At 59.4% G+C, this 18,651-nt stretch carries 16 protein-coding genes and 1 pseudogene; 11 read left to right on the forward strand and 6 right to left on the reverse strand.

The window, feature by feature from the left end; translation table 11 throughout:
- Nucleotides 1–154: 154 nt before the first annotated feature.
- Nucleotides 155–1,249: an alpha/beta fold hydrolase gene (locus RGM3321_RS06545; RefSeq protein ID WP_244392259.1), complete on the reverse strand. Its 1,095-nt coding sequence runs from the start codon at nucleotides 1,247–1,249 to the stop codon at nucleotides 155–157.
- Between the two features lie 230 nt (nucleotides 1,250–1,479).
- Between RGM3321_RS06545 and RGM3321_RS06550 the strand changes: the two genes are divergently transcribed.
- The 4 genes from RGM3321_RS06550 to RGM3321_RS06565 all read left to right on the forward strand — a co-directional run bounded on the left by RGM3321_RS06550 (nucleotide 1,480) and on the right by RGM3321_RS06565 (nucleotide 7,013).
- A complete protein-coding gene (locus tag RGM3321_RS06550) occupies nucleotides 1,480–2,571 on the forward strand; it encodes a sugar diacid recognition domain-containing protein (protein ID WP_244392150.1) in 1,092 nt (363 codons plus the stop codon).
- A gap of 111 nt (nucleotides 2,572–2,682) precedes the next feature.
- Nucleotides 2,683–3,822, forward strand: coding sequence for a glycerate kinase (locus tag RGM3321_RS06555; RefSeq protein WP_244392152.1), 1,140 nt, complete (start codon nucleotides 2,683–2,685; stop codon nucleotides 3,820–3,822).
- Between the two features lie 195 nt (nucleotides 3,823–4,017).
- Nucleotides 4,018–5,643 (forward strand): methyl-accepting chemotaxis protein, encoded by a 1,626-nt coding sequence (locus RGM3321_RS06560; protein WP_058407774.1) that lies wholly within the window; start codon nucleotides 4,018–4,020, stop codon nucleotides 5,641–5,643.
- Nucleotides 5,644–5,768: 125 nt separating this feature from the next.
- On the forward strand, nucleotides 5,769–7,013 hold the full coding sequence (locus RGM3321_RS06565) for an AGE family epimerase/isomerase (RefSeq protein ID WP_244392154.1): 1,245 nt from the start codon (nucleotides 5,769–5,771) through the stop codon (nucleotides 7,011–7,013).
- 23 nt (nucleotides 7,014–7,036) lie between these two features.
- Here RGM3321_RS06565 and RGM3321_RS06570 read toward each other — a convergent pair whose 3' ends face one another.
- Nucleotides 7,037–8,125 carry an AbrB family transcriptional regulator gene (locus RGM3321_RS06570; RefSeq protein WP_244392156.1) on the reverse strand — a complete coding sequence of 363 codons (1,089 nt, stop codon included), beginning with the start codon at nucleotides 8,123–8,125 and terminating at the stop codon, nucleotides 7,037–7,039.
- Between the two features lie 106 nt (nucleotides 8,126–8,231).
- Between RGM3321_RS06570 and RGM3321_RS06575 the strand changes: the two genes are divergently transcribed.
- Nucleotides 8,232–9,134, forward strand: a complete 903-nt coding sequence (locus RGM3321_RS06575) for a LysR family transcriptional regulator (RefSeq protein ID WP_244392157.1) — start codon at nucleotides 8,232–8,234, stop codon at nucleotides 9,132–9,134.
- A 14-nt stretch (nucleotides 9,135–9,148) separates the two neighbouring features.
- Here the strand turns inward: RGM3321_RS06575 and RGM3321_RS06580 are convergent.
- A pseudogene (locus RGM3321_RS06580) lies at nucleotides 9,149–9,663 on the reverse strand (nucleoside 2-deoxyribosyltransferase).
- Nucleotides 9,664–9,832: 169 nt separating this feature from the next.
- On the opposite strand from RGM3321_RS06580, the gene RGM3321_RS06585 reads away from it, so the two are divergent.
- On the forward strand, nucleotides 9,833–11,536 hold the full coding sequence (locus RGM3321_RS06585; RefSeq protein ID WP_244392158.1) for a VRR-NUC domain-containing protein: 1,704 nt from the start codon (nucleotides 9,833–9,835) through the stop codon (nucleotides 11,534–11,536).
- On the opposite strand, the gene RGM3321_RS06590 is transcribed toward RGM3321_RS06585, so the two are convergent.
- Together RGM3321_RS06590 and RGM3321_RS06595 are read right to left on the reverse strand one after the other, a co-directional pair.
- Nucleotides 11,512–11,814, reverse strand: a complete 303-nt coding sequence (locus RGM3321_RS06590) for a hypothetical protein (RefSeq protein ID WP_244392160.1) — start codon at nucleotides 11,812–11,814, stop codon at nucleotides 11,512–11,514. The two genes, RGM3321_RS06585 and RGM3321_RS06590, sit on opposite strands and share 25 nt — an antisense overlap.
- A 93-nt stretch (nucleotides 11,815–11,907) precedes the next feature.
- Entirely contained in the window at nucleotides 11,908–12,192 is a 285-nt protein-coding gene (locus RGM3321_RS06595) for a hypothetical protein (protein ID WP_244392161.1), read from the reverse strand.
- A 518-nt stretch (nucleotides 12,193–12,710) separates the two neighbouring features.
- On the opposite strand from RGM3321_RS06595, the gene pstS reads away from it, so the two are divergent.
- From pstS to pstB, 4 genes are all read left to right on the forward strand, one after another.
- Entirely contained in the window at nucleotides 12,711–13,730 is a 1,020-nt protein-coding gene (gene pstS / locus RGM3321_RS06600) for a phosphate ABC transporter substrate-binding protein PstS (RefSeq protein ID WP_244392163.1), read from the forward strand.
- Between the two features lie 81 nt (nucleotides 13,731–13,811).
- Nucleotides 13,812–14,807, forward strand: a complete 996-nt coding sequence (gene pstC, locus RGM3321_RS06605) for a phosphate ABC transporter permease subunit PstC (RefSeq protein WP_003371940.1) — start codon at nucleotides 13,812–13,814, stop codon at nucleotides 14,805–14,807.
- Nucleotides 14,804–15,688, forward strand: a complete 885-nt coding sequence (gene pstA / locus RGM3321_RS06610) for a phosphate ABC transporter permease PstA (protein ID WP_002553919.1) — start codon at nucleotides 14,804–14,806, stop codon at nucleotides 15,686–15,688. Before pstC ends, pstA begins: the two co-directional genes overlap by 4 nt.
- Entirely contained in the window at nucleotides 15,688–16,467 is a 780-nt protein-coding gene (gene pstB, locus RGM3321_RS06615) for a phosphate ABC transporter ATP-binding protein PstB (protein ID WP_002553918.1), read from the forward strand. The genes pstA and pstB overlap by 1 nt, the downstream gene beginning before the upstream one ends.
- Here the strand turns inward: pstB and RGM3321_RS06620 are convergent, their stop codons facing one another.
- Entirely contained in the window at nucleotides 16,468–17,397 is a 930-nt protein-coding gene (locus RGM3321_RS06620; RefSeq protein WP_244392165.1) for a LysR family transcriptional regulator, read from the reverse strand.
- 246 nt (nucleotides 17,398–17,643) lie between these two features.
- Between RGM3321_RS06620 and RGM3321_RS06625 the strand changes: the two genes are divergently transcribed.
- The gene (locus RGM3321_RS06625; protein ID WP_244392167.1) at nucleotides 17,644–18,642 is read left to right on the forward strand and encodes an alpha/beta hydrolase; all 999 of its coding nucleotides are present in this window, start codon (nucleotides 17,644–17,646) and stop codon (nucleotides 18,640–18,642) included.
- Nucleotides 18,643–18,651 lie beyond the last annotated feature (9 nt).

The following is an 18,651-nucleotide window of genomic DNA, read 5'->3' on the forward strand; positions in this document are numbered from 1 at the left end:
TGGCAGCATCATTTTCAGCAGTGCAGCTTTACGTTCTTCTGAGTAGAAAGGCATGACCATACTCTTGCCGCCCCCGGAATACTTTTTAAAAAGCGGGGGACACGACAACTACCCTGACACCGGGGGGTAGCGACAATACAAGGTCGGCGGTTGATCACTCGGGTGTTGCGTTCAGCACGCCGAGCATCACCTCGGTCTGCCACTCGAAATACGGGTTGAAGGTCAGTCGCGCATGGATCTTGCCCGGCTCGGTGTAGCCCCAGTCCGAATACCACACTGGCTCGCCCGCCATGCACCTGGCGGTGTCAGCCGTGCTCTGGCCGTTCCAGCAGATGCGCTGGCTACCGGATACGCCATAAAGTGGATTGTCCGCTGAAAAAAGTAGGCCCATGTGTGAAAAGCGGCTGATGCGGTATTCCGGCAGGTAGTCCTTGCGCATCTCGACGCGCGGCGTATTGGCAGCGCGGGCCGGCAGGTCGCCGTACCAGATCAGGCGACTGGCGGGATGGCTGAAACGCTGGCTGAAATTATCCAGCACGTAATCAGTGTCGAGTACCGAGTCTTGCTCGGCAATGGCGATGAATACCGGTTTGCCATAACGCCGCTGATGCAGGCGGTCCTGAGCCAGCGCACTGCTGCGATAGAACTGCGCAAAACCATTGGTGGGCATGTTCATGTAGCGAACCGGTGTCTGCATTGGGCGCAGGCCTTGGTTCGGTGCGGCAAGCCAGGGGCGTGCCCAGCCGATCCACGGGGTCAGCCAGGCATAGCCGCTGTTGGAGCGAAATGCCGGCGAGAACAAGAGCAGCCCGGCGATTTCGTCGTGCCCATAGGCGTAATCGAGTACCAGATTGGCACCGGTGGAAAAGCCGCCGAGATAGACCTTCGGCACTTCACGACCGAGCAGTTGCGCCTGTTCGCGTACCACGTGCTGCCACTGTTCGAGGCGCACGTCGAGCATGTCTTCGGGCTTGGTGCCGTGCCCCGGCAACAGCACGGTTCGGACTAGATAGCCCTGAGCAGCGAGCGTCTGTGCCACGTCATGAAACGACCACGCCGAATCCCCCAGACCGTGCACCAGCAGCACGCCGCCCTTGGGTGTCCCGCTCGGGGTCCACTGGCGCGGCGCGTTCCAGTCCAGTTCAGCTTGGTGGTCGGCGGTCTGGAAGTTACGCTGGTTGCGAATCAGCTCGAGGGTCTGCTGACGGTAGTCTTCAAAGCGCTGTTTCGGCTCTTCGCTTTCTGCCATTGACGTGCAGGCTTGCAGGGTCACTAGCGACAGCAGACTGGCGAGTCGGGATTTGATCAAAAGGGGACCTGTGCACGCGTGTGTGGAGGTTCAAAAGGTCGACGCGGGCACTCTGCCATGTACGTCGCGCCGGTGACCACTTTCAGGCACACTCGGGCGTTCTATAACTTCAACAAAATGTATCCATATGCCTAACCATTGCAAGCCTCGCCACGCGTCTGGAGCTTTTCATGTTCGCCCTTGATCGGGCGCTGGCCCAGGACATCGTCGAACGGGCCATGGCCATTCTGCCGTACAACGTCAATGTCATGGACTATCTGGGCATCATTATCGGCAGCGGCGACCCCGAGCGCTTGTGTACCCGTCATGAGGGTGCGCAGCGGGTGCTGGCCAACCGGCAGGTGGTGGAAATCGACTCGCTGGCGGCGTTGCAGCTCGGTGGCGTCAAGCCGGGGGTCAATCTGCCGCTGATGCTCGATCATCAGTTGGTGGGCGTGCTCGGCATCACCGGCGAGCCGGACGAGGTTCGGGTGTACGGCGAGTTGGTGAAGATGACCGCCGAGATGCTTATGGAGCACCGCCGTCAGCAGGCTGACCTGCAATGGCGGGTACAGCGCAGCGAAGACCTGCTGGCGCGCCTGCTGCTGCCGGACTGCCCCGATAGCCTGGTGGATGAAGCACGCCAGCTCGGTTTGCAGCCGCATGTGGCGCGTCAGGTGATACTGATCCAGTTTGACCAGCAAGGGCAGGTTGCCAGCCAGGTGGCAACCTGGCTTGGCACGCGTTACGCCGACAGCTGGTGTGTGCTGCGCGAGCCCACCTTGTTGTACTGGTGCCGCGCGACGGGCAAGGAGCGTGACGATGCGCTGCTGCTCAAGCAGTTCGATGAGCACAGCTGGCCGGTGCTGCGCATGGCTACCGTGGCCCAGTCTGCTGACTTGCCCGCCTTGCGTCATGCCTGTGCGGCGGCGCGGGATCTGCTCGATTACGCCAGTCAGGCACGGCCGGGGCAACGCTTGCTGCGTCTTGAGGCGTACCGTTTGCAGGTGCTGTTCTGGCGCTACCGTCACGACTGGCTGGCCGAAGACGTCGCCGAGCCGATTGGCCGTTTGCATAACCACGTACAACTGCTTGACACCCTGTGCAAATGGTTCGAGTACAGCGGCGAAAGCCAGGCCTGCGCCGAAGCCCTGGGCATCCATCGCAACAGCCTGCGTTACCGGCTGGAGAAGATCGGCGAGCTGACGGGCTGTGATCCTTACAAGACCGATGACCTGCTGCGTCTGTATCTGGGCGCGCAGATGATCACCCGTCACGACTGAACACGGTTTTTGTTCAAATGCCCGATAACGGCTGCCGATCATTGTGCGAAGGGCTGGCGGAAAACCAGGTGGCGGATGAGAGCATGCGAGCATCGGATATGGAGAACAACAATGAAAATAGTCATCGCCCCCGACTCGTTCAAGGACAGCCTCAGCGCGCAGGCCGTTGCCGAGGCCATCGCCAGTGGTCTGGCCGAGGTCTGGCCGCATGCCCAACTGATCAAATGCCCGATGGCAGATGGCGGGGAGGGCACCATTGAAGCGCTGCTGGCGGCCTGCAATGGTGAACTGATGAGCGCCCGGGTCAGCGGTCCGCTGGGCGATCCGGTCCAGGCTCAGTGGGGCTGGCTGGCCGAGAGCAGAACCGCAATCATTGAAATGGCCATGGCCAGCGGCTTGCAATTACTGACGCTGGCACAGCGCGATGCCTGTGTGACCAGCACAGCAGGCACGGGCCAGTTGATCTCGGCGGCACTGGATGCGGGGGCCCGTCGCGTGATTCTGGCCATCGGTGGCAGCGCAACCAACGACGGCGGCAGCGGCATGCTCTCGGCATTGGGCGCACGCTTTCTCGATGCCGACGATCAGCCCTTGCCACCGGGCGGTCTCGCGCTTGCCGATCTGGCCCGTATCGACCTGAGCGGCTTCGATCCGCGCTTGTCTGACGTGTACGTTGAGATTGCCGCTGACGTCGATAATCCATTGTGCGGACCGAATGGCGCCTCGCATATCTTCGGCCCGCAAAAAGGCGCATCGCCCGAGCAGGTTGTGGCGCTGGATGCCGCACTTGGGTGTTTCGCGGACCATTCGGCGCAGATCCTCGGGCTGGACCTGCGCAACAGCCCTGGCAGCGGTGCGGCAGGCGGAATGGGCTTTGCTGCCAAGGCGTATCTGAATGCCTCGTTTCGCGCAGGCGTTGAGGTCGTTGCCGAGCTGACCGGGCTGGAGCAGGCGTTGACCGGGGCCGACCTGGTCATTACCGGCGAAGGCCGTTTTGATGCGCAGACCTTGCGCGGCAAGACGCCGCTTGGCGTCGCACGCGTCGCGCAGCGCCAGCAAGTGCCAGTGATCGTGCTGGCTGGAACTCTGGGCGAAGGCTACGAACAGCTTTACCCGCACGGTATTGGCGCGGCCTTCGCGCTGGTCAGCGGGCCGATGAGCCTTGAACAGGCCTGTCGCGATACCAGTCGCCTGCTGCATGAGCGCGCGCGTGACCTGGCGCGGCTCTGGCAAATGGCGGCAAAACGCTGAAGGCATCACTCCGGGCAGCGCTTTGCACAGCTTCGGTCCGGGTAGTCGATCTGCCTTTCGAGTAAAAAGCCTAAATGATCACCGGCAATCCTAAAGAAGTGTCGGACAGGGACGATATGCTCTCGGTTGTCTGACAACTTCGCGTCAGATACTGCCCTCCAAATACTGCCCTCCAAATACAAAAGAGCACTGGTCATGAATCTACGCACACTCACAATCGCTCGTCGTGCCGGTCTGGGTTTTACCCTGATTTCCCTGTTGGTGGCTTTACTTGGCTGGTTCGCGCTGGCACAGATGTCGACCATTCGCCAGAGCGAAGTGGCGGTAGAGACCAACTGGCTGCCCAGCATGCGAGTGGTCAACGATATCCGGGAAATCATGCTGCGTATCCGGACCATCTCCTTGCGCATGGCGCTGGACACCGACCCTGCGAGCATTCCGACCTATCGCGGGCAGCTGGACGTACGTCTGGGTGATCTGGACAAGAAGCTGGGCATCCTCAAGACGTTCGTCGACACCCCTGAAGAGACGACCCTGACTGACCAGTTCATGGTCACCATGGGCCAATACCGTAGCGCGCTGGATCGCTCTTTTGTTCTCGCCGGGCAGGGCGACAGCACCGGTCTGAACAAGCTGCTGCTGGTCGATATGAAACAGATCGTCGATGGTTCCGGCAAGCAGCTCAATGATCTGGCTGATTTCTATGTCACCAAGGTCGATGCCGAAGGCAAGTCGGCCGAAGCCCAATATGACAAATCGCGTGACATCGTCATTGTCTTTGTCGTTCTCGCTGCATTGTGCACCATCGGTCTGGCGCTCTGGCTGACGCGCAGCATCGTGGGCCCGTTGCAACGTGCCGTGACTGCTGCCGAGCAGGTTGCCAACGGCGACCTGACCCATACCATCGAGGTCGACGGCGAAGACGAAGTCACCCGATTGCTGCGTGCCTTGGCAATGATGCAGGTCAATCTGCGTGAAGCCATGCGCCACATCGGCAGCTCGGCTACCCAGCTGGCGTCGGCGGCCACCGAACTCAACTCGGTCACCGAGGACAGCTATCGCGGATTGAACCAGCAGAATGCAGAGATCGATCAGGCCGCCACGGCGATCAACGAAATGACCTCGGCGGTAGAAGAAGTTGCGCGTAACGCAGTGTCCACGTCGGACGCCTCCACCCAGTCCAGCACCTCGGCACTGGCAGGCCAGACGCGGGTGATCGAGACGGTGCAGTCGATCCAGACACTGACCGACAACGTGCAGGCCACCTCGACACTGGTGCAAAACCTCGCCAATCAGTCTCAGGATATCGGCAAGGTGCTGGACGTGATCCGCTCGATTGCCGAACAGACCAACCTGCTGGCGCTCAACGCGGCCATCGAAGCGGCGCGTGCGGGCGAGTCGGGCCGTGGTTTCGCGGTAGTGGCGGATGAAGTTCGTGCGTTGGCGCATCGCACCCAGCAGTCGACGCTGGAAATCGACTCGATGGTCAATGCCATGCGCAGCGGTTCTGCGCAGGCGCTCGACTCGATGAACACCAGCCGCGACCGGGCCGATTCGACCTTGGCGCTGGCCAAGGGCGCGGGCGAGTCGTTGAGTGAAATCACGTCGTCGATTAATCAGATATCCGAGCGTAATCTGGTAATCGCCAGCGCTGCGGAAGAACAGGCGCAAGTGTCGCGCGAAGTCGACCGCAACATCGTCAACATTCGCGATCTGTCCATGCAATCGACTCAGGGTGCCAACCAGATCAGTGCGTCGAGCCATGAATTGTCGCGCCTTGCCGCTGACCTGAATCAGGTGGTCTCACGCTTCAAGGTGTAAAACCCTACATTGATACAGGTTGTGTCTGCTTGCCGACGATCGACCGGGCGCGCATTATGCCCTCGGTCGAAATGACCTCCGGTACAGTCTGGGCACAACCTTATCGAAGGGGGCGGCATCGCGTCATGGATAATGATAATCACACCTTCAGCAGTTGGCTGCGCTCGCCAGCCCATCACCAATGGCTGGCACTGGAAGGCAGCCGTCTGTTGACCTTCGCCAAGGCTTCCCGGCTCGACAACGGTTTTGGCAGTCTTGATGACTACGGCCGTCTGATGGTCGGCGCCACGGCCGAAACCATGAATACCGCACGTATGACCCACTGTTTTGCCATGGCCCATGCGCAAGGCATACCCGGCTGTGCTGTACTGGTCGACCATGGCATCGCCGCATTGCGTGGCCCGTTGCGCGATGCCGAACACGATGGCTGGTTCAGTACCGCGCTCGAAGACGGCGGCAAAACCGACAAACAGGCGTATCTGCATGCTTTTGTCGCACTGGCGGCCAGTTCTGCCGTGGTAGCGGGGCGGCCTGGCGCGCAGGCATTGCTGTCCGAAGCCATCCAAGTCATCCAGACCCGTTTCTGGAGCGAGCAGGAAGGTGCCATGCGTGAGTCGTTCGCGCAGGACTGGAGCAACGAAGAAGCCTATCGCGGCGCCAACAGCAACATGCACAGCACGGAAGCCTTCCTCGCGCTGGCCGACGTGACTGGCGATGCTCAATGGCTCGATCGGGCGCTGAGCATTGTCGAGCGGGTGATCCATCAACATGCCGGGGCCAACAATTTTCAGGTCATCGAGCACTTCACACAAAACTGGCAACCGCTGCCCGATTACAACCGCGAAAACCCGGCCGACGGCTTCCGGCCGTTCGGCACCACGCCGGGGCATGCCTTCGAGTGGGCACGGCTGGTGCTGCATCTGGAGGCTGCGCGCCGTCACGCCGGGCGTTCAAATCCGGAATGGTTACTGGATGACGCCCGCCAGCTGTTTGCCAATGCCTGCCGCTACGGCTGGGATGTCGACGGTGCGCCGGGTATCGTCTATACCCTCGACTGGCAGAACCAGCCAGTGGTCCGTCATCGTCTGCACTGGACCCACTGCGAAGCGGCCGCTGCTGCCGCCGCGTTGCTGCAACGTACCGGCGAGCAACAGTATGAAGACTGGTATCGCTGCTTCTGGGAGTTCAACGAGACCCTGTTCATCGATCATGAGCATGGCAGCTGGCGCCATGAGCTGAACGAGCGCAACGAACCAAGTGCTGATATCTGGCCGGGCAAGCCGGACCTTTATCACGCCTATCAGGCCACGCTGTTGCCGGTGTTGCCGCTGGCACCCAGCCTGGCCAGTGCTCTGGCGTGGCATGAGTGAACGGCTGAGCCTGGCATCGGCAATCAGAGCGCAGGGATGCGTTTGTCGCTCAGGCGGATAATCTGCCGGGCCAGGAAGCTGCCGGTCAGGATCACTCCGAACAGGCGCAGGGTCTGCATGGCCAGCACGAAGCCGACATCGGCATGAGTATCGATGGCAATAATGGCCATGGTGTCCAGGCCGCCCGGGCTGGTTGCCAGGTACACCGAGAGATAATCCTTGCCCATCATCGCTGCAATCAGCCAGGCCGACAGCGCACACAATACGATCAGCAGCAGTGAGGCCAGAATCATCATCGGCAGTCGCCGCCACACGTATTGCACTGTCGGCCGGTCGAAACGCAGCCCTACATAACAGCCGATAGCGCCATAGCCGATTGGCAGCAGCCAGTCAGGAATGCTGATCTGCATGACGCCGCTCAGTTGCAGCGTGCCGCCCAGCATCAACGGCACCAGCAAGGCACCCGCTGGCAAGCGTGAGCCCAGTGCTACACCCGTTACGATCACTGCCAGGCTCAGGGCGAGGTCGATCAGGTTCAGACTGGGTAAGGCGGCTGCGGTGCTGTGCAGGTCAGCGCCGGAATCCGGTGCGCCGATGAAATGGCTGACCAGCGCGCCGATGGTGACTACGCAGACCACGCGCACATATTGCATGGTGGCAACGACCCGCGAGTCTGCGCCGTAATCCTCGGACATGGCGACCATCGCCGAAGCAGCGCCGGGCGACGTGCCCCAGGCGGCAGTGTTACTCGGGATTCCGCCAAAGCGCACCAGTACCAGACCCACCGCCGCGCTCAGCACCACGGTCAGGATCGTGGCCAGCAGCATGACATGCCAGGACTGTAGCGCCGTGAGCAATACGCTGACTGACATCGCATGCGCAATCAGCACACCAACCGTGCCCTGGCCGAGCTGAAACGCCCGCTTGGGCATGCGGATAGTGGCACCCGACACACCAAAGCAGATAGCAACCAGCATGGGGCCGAGGAACATCGCGGCAGGCATGTTGAACAGTTTGAGCAACTGACCGGCAGCACCGGCCATCAGGATCAGGCCCGTCCATTGAGTCAGCGGGGCAAGGGTGGAAAGCGAAAAGCGTGAAGCGTGTGACAAGGACGTTCTCCTTGAATCGGGTGGATCACATGCAAACAGTATCGACTTGGCAACCGATCAAGTCTATTTTCTAATAATCATGAATTGATAACTTTGGTTGATAGATATGGACCTGCGCGATCTGACTTATTTTGAAACCATTGCCGAGCTGGGCCATCTCGGGCGGGCTGCGGAAAAGCTCAATCGCAGTCAGCCCGCGCTGACAAAAAGCATTCAGCGGCTGGAGGAATCATTCGGAACGCGGTTGTTTCAGCGTGACGGTCGACGTATCAAGCTGACCCCGGTGGGGGAGCTGTTGCAGGCACGCGGCAAGGAACTGCAGCAGAGCATCGCCCAAACCCAACGGGAGGTACGGGATTTCGCCAGTGGCATGGTGGGCAACATTCGCGTCGGCTGCGCCGCGACGATGGCGGAATACCTGATGCCGAAACTGACCTCGGCCTTATTGCAGCGTACGCCGGATGTCACCTTCAAGCTGGTGATAGGCCAGGATGACCTTTTGCGCGAGTCGCTGCGTTCAGGGCAACTGGACATGATCATCTGCGCACTGGCACCCGACAGCGAAGACGTCACCAGCTTTGTCATACTCAGGGACGAAGCCGTGGTGGTCGCCAGCAAAAAACACCCGATCTTCAAGACCTCATTGAAGATGAGTGACCTCTGCGCGTATCGCTGGGTACTGCCGCCGGTCAGTGTTTCATCACGCAAGTGGCTGGACGCAACCTTTGCTGCCAACGGCCTGCCTCTGCCGACAGTGCAGATCGAGGCGAACTCGATCTCCCTGTTGCCAGGCTTGATTGCTCAAAGCAACCTGCTGAGCTTCATCGCCCGCGAGTCGCTGGAGTTTGGCAAGACCATGCAGCACCTGCGTGAAGTGCCATTGGAACAGACCACTCTCAAACGCACCATCGGCGTGACCCTGCGCAAGGGCGGCTACCTGTCGCCAGCGGCAGAGGGCATGTTGCAGATGCTGCGTGACAACGGCGGGGACTTTCTGGGGTGGGGGTGAGCGCGTGCGTTCAGCTACTCGCCTGGCATGACCTTAAAGCCACTCAGGTACCTTGCCAGTGCCTCGGCACCCAGCTCCACGGTAGAGCTGGTCCCGCCCAGCTACAGGCGAGCATCAGGTTGCGGGGCAAGTCGAAGTCCTCAACCATGAAGCCGTCGCGGTCAAGCCCGTGTTCATCATGAGGAACCAGTTCGCGCAACGAGGTCACCGGCTCAAAGTACGCCCAAACGGGCTTGTTCAATGCCACCGCCATACCGACTTCAAATGCGCTGCCCGAATCCGGCTCCAGACCGCGAAACACATTCAGGTTGACCAGCACGGCAGCGCAGCGGTGAATCATCGCGACATTCATCGAGTAAATCTGCTGTGCAGTTTCATGCGGCGTGCGCCCGAGCGTTACTTCATTGTCAAAAGGGTACAAGCCTTCAAGCCCGTGTGCCGAACACAACGCCTTGAGGTAGCGTCCGTACTCAACGGCGTCGGGCCGGAACACGTCGAAGCCTGCGAGATAAATCAGTGGCGCTTGCATATCCGGCTCTCGACTGCAGATGTTATCCGGCTGATTCTAAGGCCGACTATCTGGCCGCGATACATGCCATTGATCGGCCGACCGGCGCTTAGCAGGTGTTTGCGCTGGAATCTGTACGGATAACCAGTATCCTTGCCCAGTCTGCTCATTCGTCATGTGAACGTTGGCCTTGAATACTGCACCGCTCGACAATCCGTTTTATTACCTGGAAAACTTCCGGCAGGTCCTCGCCTGGATTGCCCGGCGCTACGACGACCTGCTCGACGCATCCGAGCGCCGCTTCATCAGCGAGTTTGCCGAGGTGCCCGTGTGTGCCCAAGGCCTGTTGGTGCGCATGGTGATGCGCAAGGGCGTGTTGTTTCGGGCCAGCAAACTGAGTTACGTCGAGATCGGCGATCCCCATGAGGCGGTGCAGCCGCTGCTGGAGCGGGGTTGGGTCGCCACCAGCCCGCCACTGGGTTTGAGCGAACTGTTCCAGTTGCTGCGCCGGGACGAACTGACCCAGTGCTTCAAAGCCCATGCGGTCAAGGGGCCAGAGCGCAAGCAGGCATGGCTGGAGCGCTTGCAGCCGTTGTATGAAGCGCCGCAGGCACTTGAGCAATGGCACCCAACGTTGTCTGACGCCGTATTTGGCCTGAATATCATGCCGCTCTGTGACCGCCTGCGATTGTTGTACTTCGGCAATCTGTATCAGGAGTGGTCGGAGTTCGTGCTGGCTGATCTGGGCATCTACCGCTACGAAAAGGTCGAGTTTTCGGTGCAGTCGCGCGTCATCAATCAGCGCGCTGACATCGATGTGTGCCTGCAATTGCATGCCTGTCGAGAGGCGCTGGAAACCTGCGTCGAGCTGCATGCGCTGGCCGAGCGGGTCATCGCGGTCCAGTGCGGTAATGCCTGGTTGAATATGCGTCGCGCCAAACTGCTGTTTCGCCTCGGGCAACAGGCTGAGCGCATGCAGGACTGGCCTCTGGCGATGGCGGTGTACCGTCAGTCCAGCTATCCCGGTGCGCGTTCGCGACAGATTCGGGTGCTGGAACGCAATGCCGAGTACACAGCGGCGCTGACGCTGGCGGAACAGGCCCGTCTCGCTCCTGAAAATGATGCCGAGGTCCAGCACCTGTCACGCGTCCTGCCGCGGCTGCAACGCAAGCTCGGCCTGACGGGCGCGCGCAAGCGCAACGTGCAGGCCATTGCGCGGCTGGACGTTCAGATCACGCCAGTATCGGGAATAAGTGTCGAGCGTCTGATACGCCAGCACCTTGAACAAGAGCAGGGAGGGGAAGTGCACTACGTCGAGAATGCGCTGGTCAATTCCCTGTTCGGTCTGCTGTGCTGGAAGGCCATTTTCGCGCCCTTGCCGGGCGCATTCTTTCACCCGTTTCACAGTGCGCCCAGCGACCTGTACAGCCCGGATTTCTATCAGCGCAGGGTGGCATTGTTCGATGCGTGCCTGACGCAACTGGAGTCAGGTGAATACCTGGCGACCATTCGTGAGCATTTTGAAAGCAAATACGGCCTGCAATCACCCTTCGTATTCTGGGGAGCGCTGACACCGGAGCTTCTGGAGCAGGCGCTCTATTGCCTGCCGGCAGCGCACTTGCTTCGCTGGTTTCGTCGCCTGTTGCAGGACATAAAAGCCAACCGGACAGGGATGCCCGACCTGATCCAGTTCTTTCCGGAACAGCGTCGTTATCGAATGATCGAGGTCAAGGGGCCGGGTGACCGCCTCCAGGACAACCAACTGCGCTGGCTGGACTTCTGTGCCGAGCATGGCATGCCGGTGGAGGTGTGTTACGTGCAATGGGCAACTGACGACAGTGCTTGTGTCAGTAGCGACCTGTCAGACCATCAAGGGGCCTTGTGCCCGTCCTGACTGTCCTGGTGATCTGCATCATGCGGGTGTTTCGAGTCATGAGGCTTGTCATCCGCACTGCCGTTGTTTCCGGGCAAGGGATCCATGCCTTTGGTACCGGGGCTTGTGCCTGGTGCGCCGGGGCTGGTTCCATCGACGTTCTTTTCCGTACCGGTGCCTGGGACCCTAGGGCTGTCGCCTACCGGGTTGGTCGGGCCGGTCGACCCGGCAAATGAGCTGGTGCCCGAGAGGGCCAAAAATGCTGCGAGGCTTATGGCCCCCAATCTATTCCTGATCATGATGCAACCTCCGTAAGTACAGGGACTGAAACGGTGCCGCTAGAAGGGTGGACCTGCGGGCAGGGCATGGTCCTGCCCGCGTAAGACGCCTGATTACTGAGTCTTGGTCTTTTCAGTGGGGGTGCTCTTGTCGTGCGTGCCGTGTGTCGTCTTGTCGTGCTTCATCGAACGCTCGGCTGCCGCTTCCTTGCTTTCAGTCTGCGCGCCTGGGGTCTCGGACGAGGTGCGGTCCATCGGCTGGGTATTGGTGCCCGGCAGCTTGGTCGCATTCTTGTTGATCGGGGTTTCAGGGGTAGTGGTCGACTCGGCAAAGGCGGCACCCGAAGCTACAGCCATCAGGCCAGCAAGAGTCAGGGCAGTCAGTTTTGTCTTGATCATGGTGCTTACTCCGTTGTTTTAAAGTACTCACGTTGGTCATTGGCCAGTGGCCATAGGTGCCGTCGAACCCGACGAACGGTAGATATCTTCCATGCATCAAGCCTTACGCCGTTGCTATCCACCTTGAGAGTGATCGCGCGCTTTTTTCGGTCATCCATGCACCCCTGAATACCGTCGACAGCGGAGTTTTAAGTTGATTTAGCTATAACGTGACCGCTCGGTCATTTACAACGATTCTTAAAATCACACTTTCTTACATTTTTATAACGCAGGTGGCATTTCGCTATCTGATGAGTGGTGGCAGAACGCTATTTGGCTTGATGGAGCGTGAATAGCCCGTAAACATTGGCTTTTAAAGGGGTTTTCATCGCCAGTGACGTAGGAAATCACTTACAAAAAAGTTCCCCTCCGGACACGATTCGTTGGATTGTCATTAAACAGCAACATTTGAGGTTTTAAATCAGCCTCGGGCCTCCTTAAGTGGACCACCACACAATCTCCTGGACTGAGGTATTACCGTGATTCTGCTGACTAAAAAACGCTTGTCGCTTCTGATCGCATCGCTGTGCCTTAGCGGTGTGGCTCACGCGACTGATGTAACAGGCGCTGGTTCGAGTTTCGTCTACCCGGTTATTTCGGCGTGGTCCCAGGACTACAGCAAGAGCAAGGATAACCGTATCAACTATCAGTCCATCGGTTCGGGTGGTGGTATTGCCCAGATCAAGGCTGCGACCGTTGACTTCGGTGCATCCGATGCTCCGATGTCCGCAGAAGACCTGCAGGCCGGCGGTCTGGGTCAGTTCCCGAGCGTGATCGGCGGTATCGTGCCGATCGTCAACGTCGAAGGCGTCGAAAGTGGCGAGCTGAAGCTGGACGGTCCAACCATCGCCAAGATCTTCATGGGCGAGATCAAGAAGTGGAACGACCCGGCAATCACTGCGCTGAACTCGGGCGTCAAACTGCCTGATACCGCCATCACCGTCGTTCACCGTTCGGACGGTTCGGGCACCACGTACAACTTCACCAACTACCTGAGCAAAGTCAGCCCAGAGTGGAACGAGAAGCTGAAGTTCGGTTCGACCGTACAGTGGCCAGCAGGCGTGGGCGGCAAGGGTAACGAAGGTGTTTCGGCCTACGTGAAGCAGATCAAGGGTTCGATCGGCTACGTCGAATACTCCTACGCGACCACCAACAAGCTGTCCTACACTCAGCTGAAAAACGCGGCTGGCAAATTTATCAAACCAGACGCCAAGGCTTTCGCAGCAGCTGCTGACACCGCCGACTGGGCAAGCGCCAAAGACTTCAACCTGATCATGACCAACGCGCCGGGTGAGGCTGCATGGCCGATCACCGCGACCACCTGGATCATCATGTACAAGAAAGCCAAGAACGAAGAGAAAAGCACCGCGGCTTTCGACTTCTTCAAGTGGTCCCTGGAAAACGGCCAGCAGCAGGCCGAGAAACTGGAATACGTAGCATTGCCTAAATCGCTGGTTGATCGCGTGGAAAGCTACTGGAAAACGGAATTCACCAAGTAAGTGATTCAACCCGTACCACCCCTGTCATCAGCCGCGATATCGGCTCGGTGACAGGGGCTTTTCCTTGCGAGTGGCCTCAACATGACTGAAAACACCCAATACCTGTCCGCTAACGTCTCCGCTGGTGAGTCCGAGGGCGAGAAGCGCGCCAAACGGGATCATCGTCATGACCTGTGGTTCAAGCGTTCATTGCAGGCTGCAGCGATGCTGGTGCTTGCTTTGCTGGGTTGTATTGCCTTGTCGACCCTGTGGGGCGGCAGTCTGGCATTCCAGACTTTCGGGTTTGGCTTTCTGACCAGCACCGAGTGGGACGTAAACGCCGGCAAGTTCGGCGCACTGGTTCCGATCTACGGCACTCTGGTTACCTCTTTTCTGGCTTTGCTGATCGCCGTACCGGTGAGTTTTGGCATTGCAATCTTTCTGACCGAAGTGGCTCCGCCATGGTTGCGCATGCCGATTGCCTCGGCCATCGAGCTGTTGGCCGGTATCCCTTCGATCATCTACGGCATGTGGGGGCTGTTTGTCTTTGGCCCGTTCATGGCTGAACACCTGTCACCCTGGATCACCGAAAACCTCGGCGCACTGCCGCTGATCGGTCCGATGTTTCAGGGCCCGCCGCTGGGTATCGGCATGCTGACCGCCGGTATCGTATTGGCAATCATGATCACGCCGTTCATTACCTCTGTGATGCAGGAAGTCTTTCGTACCGTGCCCGTGGCCCTCAAAGAGTCGGCCTACGCACTGGGCGGCACGACCTGGGAAGTGGTCTGGGACATCGTGCTGCCTTACACCCGTTCGGCAGTGGTCGGTGGTGTGTTCCTCGGGTTGGGACGCGCGCTGGGCGAAACCATGGCGGTAACCTTTGTACTGGGCAACGCCCATCAGTTCTCTGCATCGCTGATGATGCCGAGCAGTTCCATTGCTTCGGTGATCGCCAACGAGTTCAACGAGGCCTATACCGACTTGCACCGTTCGGCACTGATCGCCCTTGGCTTCCTGTTGTTTGTGGTCACCTTCATCGTGCTGGCCCTTGCACGTCTGATGCTGTCGCGCCTTTCGCGTAAGGAGGGGTTATGAGTAAGGATGTGACAGGCAGCGAGAGCCTGTATCGGGTTCGCAGCATCAAGAACAAGATTGCGATGGTGCTCAGCTGTGGTGCCACTGCCTTCGGCCTGCTGTGGCTGGTGTGGATTCTGCTGACCACCATCATCAAGGGTATCGACGCGCTCAACCTGCAGTTGTTCACCGGCATGACCCCGCCACCTGGCACCGAGGGTGGCCTGGCCAACGCGTTCTACGGCAGCGTGCTGATGTCGGGCATAGGCCTGTTGATCGGTACGCCAATCGGCTTGATGGCCGGTATCTGGTTAGCCGAGTTTGCCCGCTACACCAAGCTGGGTAACGCAGTACGCTTCATCAACGACATCCTGCTTTCGGCACCTTCCATCGTGCTCGGCCTGTTCGTTTATACCGTTGTGGTACTGCCGCTCAACGCAGTGACAGGCCATCAGGTGGGCTTTTCGGCGATTGCCGGGGCGCTGGCTCTGGCATTGCTGGTAATCCCGGTGGTGGTGCGTACCACTGACGAAATGATGCAACTGCAACCCTCGACCATGCGTGAAGCCGCGCTGGCGTTGGGTGTGCCGCAATGGAAGCTGACCCTGCAAATCGTTCTGCGTGCGGCCAAGGCGGGTGTGGTTACCGGCGTATTGCTGGCATTGGCACGTATCACCGGCGAAACCGCGCCGCTGCTGTTCACCGCTTTCGGCAACCAGTTCTGGAGCAGTGATCTGCTCAAACCAATCGCCAGTGTTCCGGTGGTGGTTTTCCAGTACGCCATGAGCCCGTTCGATGACTGGCACTCCCTGGCATGGGCCGGTGCGCTGGTCATGACGTTGTTCGTACTGATACTGAGTCTGCTGTCTCGCTTAATTCTTCTGCGCAATAGGGCGTCCTGATGAACAACCTTTCCCTGGCCAACGAAAAGACCAAGATCCAAGTGCGCGGTCTGGAGTTTTTCTACAACAACCAGAAGTCGTTGAAGTCCATCGACATGACCATCCCCGAGAAGCGCATCACTGCGATCATCGGCCCGTCGGGCTGCGGTAAATCGACCCTGCTGCGCGTTTTCAACCGTATCTACGCGATGTACCCGAAACAGGAAGCGCGCGGCGAAGTGCTGCTCAATGGCGAAAACATCCTGGCGCCTGGCTACTCGATGAACCGCCTGCGCAGTCATGTGGGCATGGTGTTCCAGAAGCCGGTGCCGTTTCCGATGTCGATCTACGACAACATTTCCTATGCCATCAAGCACCACGAAAAGCTGTCGCGTCGGGAAATGGAAGATCGCGTCGAGCAGGCACTGCGTGGCGCGGCGTTGTGGGATGAGGTCAAGGACAAGCTCAAGCAGAGCGCAACCGGTCTGTCCGGTGGTCAGCAGCAGCGTCTGTGCATCGCCCGCACCATCGCGCTGCGCCCTCAGGTGTTGCTGCTCGATGAGCCCACTTCGGCACTTGACCCGATTTCGACCGGGCGTATCGAACAGCTGATCACTGAACTCAAGGAGCAGTTCACCGTGATCATCGTGACCCACAACATGCAGCAGGCGGCGCGTTGCTCCGACTACACCGCCTTCATGTTCATGGGTGAACTGATCGAGCACGGCGACACCGATACCATCTTCACCAAGCCCTCCAAGACCCAGACCGAAGATTACATCACCGGTCGTTTCGGCTGATCATCCGGCCAGGGCGGGCGCTTCCTGGCGCTCGCCCATGAATTCCTCGATTCTGCTGCGCAGCCAACGCTCGGCAGGGTCGCTGTCCATCACACTCAGCCATGTCATCGACAGGTCCAGCCCCGGCGTGGGGAAGGGCAGTGGCTCGTCATACAGCAAACCCAATGCGCTCATGGCCTTGGCCGCGTAGTCGGACAGGCCCGAAATCATGTCGGTGCCAGCCATCAGTGCGGGCAGGGTGGCGAACTGCGGCACTGACAGCACGACCTGACGCTTGCGACCCAGTGCGGTCAGCCACTCATCGGCAAAGCTGCTGATGCTGGCCACGTGCGACACCACCACATGAGGTCGTGAACAATATTCGTCGATGCTCATTGGGCCGCGCGGTTTGTCGGCGCGTACCAGCCGTGGCTGCACGTTGCGCAGCGTCTTGCGTTTGGCATTGGCCGGCAGCTCACGGGTCAGGCAGACGCCGACGGTGATGTCTCCGGACATCAGCACTTCGGAGATATTCAGGTAATCGACGTGCTTGACCACGATCACCACGCCAGGCGCCTCCTCGCGGATGGCCTTGAGCATGGCGGGAAATAGGCCGAATTCGACGTCGTCGGTCAGGCCGATGCGAAAAGTCATCTTGCTGACCGAGGGATCGAAATCGGTGGTCAGGCTCAGCGCGGTAGACATGGCGTCCAGCGCTGGCGTCAGGTGCTTGAGAATTTCATGGGCACGCGCGGTCGGCTCCATACGATGCCCTACGCGGATGAACAACGGGTCATTGAGCAGGCTGCGCAGGCGATTCAGTGCGGCGCTTATCGTGGGTTGGCCGAGAAACAGTTTTTCGGCTGCGCGGGTGACGTTACGCTCCTGCATCAATGTTTCGAATACCACCATCAGGTTGATGTCGGCCTTGCGCAGTTCATTTCGATTCATTGCTGTTCCTTGGCGTCAGACCCGGATGGCCGCGACGGCCTGTAACGGACGGCCCAGTCTAGGCAGGCACGGCAGGAGGCGTCCAGCATTTTGCCATCGTCGGAAATCTGCGTGAAGAAACGTCTGCTTACGGTTCTGTTGGCAGGAAAAGGGCGAATCTGTTGTGGGAAACAGGGTCTACTTGCAGGTCCGCCGCTTGCAGTTCAGCGGTTCGAGAATTCGACTCTATTATAGGAGGTGCCCCTTATGCGGGCTGCAAAGATTGCCGGCATGTTGATGTCGTTGACGCTGTCAGGCGCAGCACTGGCTGAGACGCCCGGTTACGGCCAGCAACTGGAAGGTTTCACGTACCCCCATGCGCTGCACAAATTCAGTTTCCAGTCCCAGGGCCAGACACTGGAAATGGGTTACATGGACGTCGCGCCCAGCGCCAAGGCCAATGGCCGCACGGCGGTGCTGATGCATGGCAAGAACTTTTGCGCTGCGACCTGGGAAGACACCATCAAGGGACTGAGTGCAGCGGGCTATCGCGTCGTCGCAGCGGATCAGATCGGTTTCTGCACCTCGACCAAGCCGGAGCACTACCAGTACAGCTTCCAGCAGTTGTCGATGAACACCCACGCGCTGCTGGAAAAACTGGGCCTCGACAAGGTGTCGGTGGTCGGTCACTCCACGGGCGGCATGCTGGCCACGCGTTACGCGTTGATGTACCCGAAGCAGACCGAGAAGCTGGTGATGGTCAACCCTATCGGTCTGGAAGACTGGAAAGCACTCGGCGTGCCTTACCGCAGCGTCGACCAGTGGTATGAGCGAGAGCTGAAGACCACCGCCGAAGGCATTCGCGCCTACGAGCAGAAGACCTACTACGACGGCCGCTGGAAGCCTGAGTATGACAAGTGGGTCGACATGCTGGCCGGTCTGAACAAAGGGCCGGGTCACAAGGTCGTGGCCTGGAACTCGGCGTTGATCTACGACATGATTTTCACCCAGCCGGTGTTCTACGAGTTCCCCAGGTTGCAGGTGCCGACGGTGCTGATGATTGGTGATGCCGATACCACTGCCATCGGCAGTGACATCGCCCCGCCTGAGGTCAAGGCGAAGATCGGCAATTACAAGGTACTGGGCAAGCAGGTGGCGCAGATGATCCCGGGCGCCAGGCTGGTGGAATTCAAGGGCAAGGGCCATGCCCCGCAGATGGAAGACCCGCAAGGCTTCAACAAGGCACTGGTCTCCGAACTTCAATAAGCTGCACGT

The sequence above is a fragment of the Pseudomonas sp. RGM 3321 genome, from assembly GCF_022836805.1.
Taxonomy (GTDB): domain Bacteria; phylum Pseudomonadota; class Gammaproteobacteria; order Pseudomonadales; family Pseudomonadaceae; genus Aquipseudomonas.

Coding starts and splice junctions, on each gene's coding strand:
- RGM3321_RS06545 (WP_244392259.1), bottom strand. CDS start 1,249: ATGGCAGAAAGCGAAGAGCCGAAACAGCGCTTTGAAGACTACCGTCAG.
- RGM3321_RS06550 (WP_244392150.1), top strand. CDS start 1,480: ATGTTCGCCCTTGATCGGGCGCTGGCCCAGGACATCGTCGAACGGGCC.
- RGM3321_RS06555 (WP_244392152.1), top strand. CDS start 2,683: ATGAAAATAGTCATCGCCCCCGACTCGTTCAAGGACAGCCTCAGCGCG.
- RGM3321_RS06560 (WP_058407774.1), top strand. CDS start 4,018: ATGAATCTACGCACACTCACAATCGCTCGTCGTGCCGGTCTGGGTTTT.
- RGM3321_RS06565 (WP_244392154.1), top strand. CDS start 5,769: ATGGATAATGATAATCACACCTTCAGCAGTTGGCTGCGCTCGCCAGCC.
- RGM3321_RS06575 (WP_244392157.1), top strand. CDS start 8,232: ATGGACCTGCGCGATCTGACTTATTTTGAAACCATTGCCGAGCTGGGC.
- RGM3321_RS06590 (WP_244392160.1), bottom strand. CDS start 11,814: ATGATCAGGAATAGATTGGGGGCCATAAGCCTCGCAGCATTTTTGGCC.
- RGM3321_RS06595 (WP_244392161.1), bottom strand. CDS start 12,192: ATGATCAAGACAAAACTGACTGCCCTGACTCTTGCTGGCCTGATGGCT.
- pstC (WP_003371940.1), top strand. CDS start 13,812: ATGACTGAAAACACCCAATACCTGTCCGCTAACGTCTCCGCTGGTGAG.
- pstA (WP_002553919.1), top strand. CDS start 14,804: ATGAGTAAGGATGTGACAGGCAGCGAGAGCCTGTATCGGGTTCGCAGC.
- pstB (WP_002553918.1), top strand. CDS start 15,688: ATGAACAACCTTTCCCTGGCCAACGAAAAGACCAAGATCCAAGTGCGC.
- RGM3321_RS06620 (WP_244392165.1), bottom strand. CDS start 17,397: ATGAATCGAAATGAACTGCGCAAGGCCGACATCAACCTGATGGTGGTA.
- RGM3321_RS06625 (WP_244392167.1), top strand. CDS start 17,644: ATGCGGGCTGCAAAGATTGCCGGCATGTTGATGTCGTTGACGCTGTCA.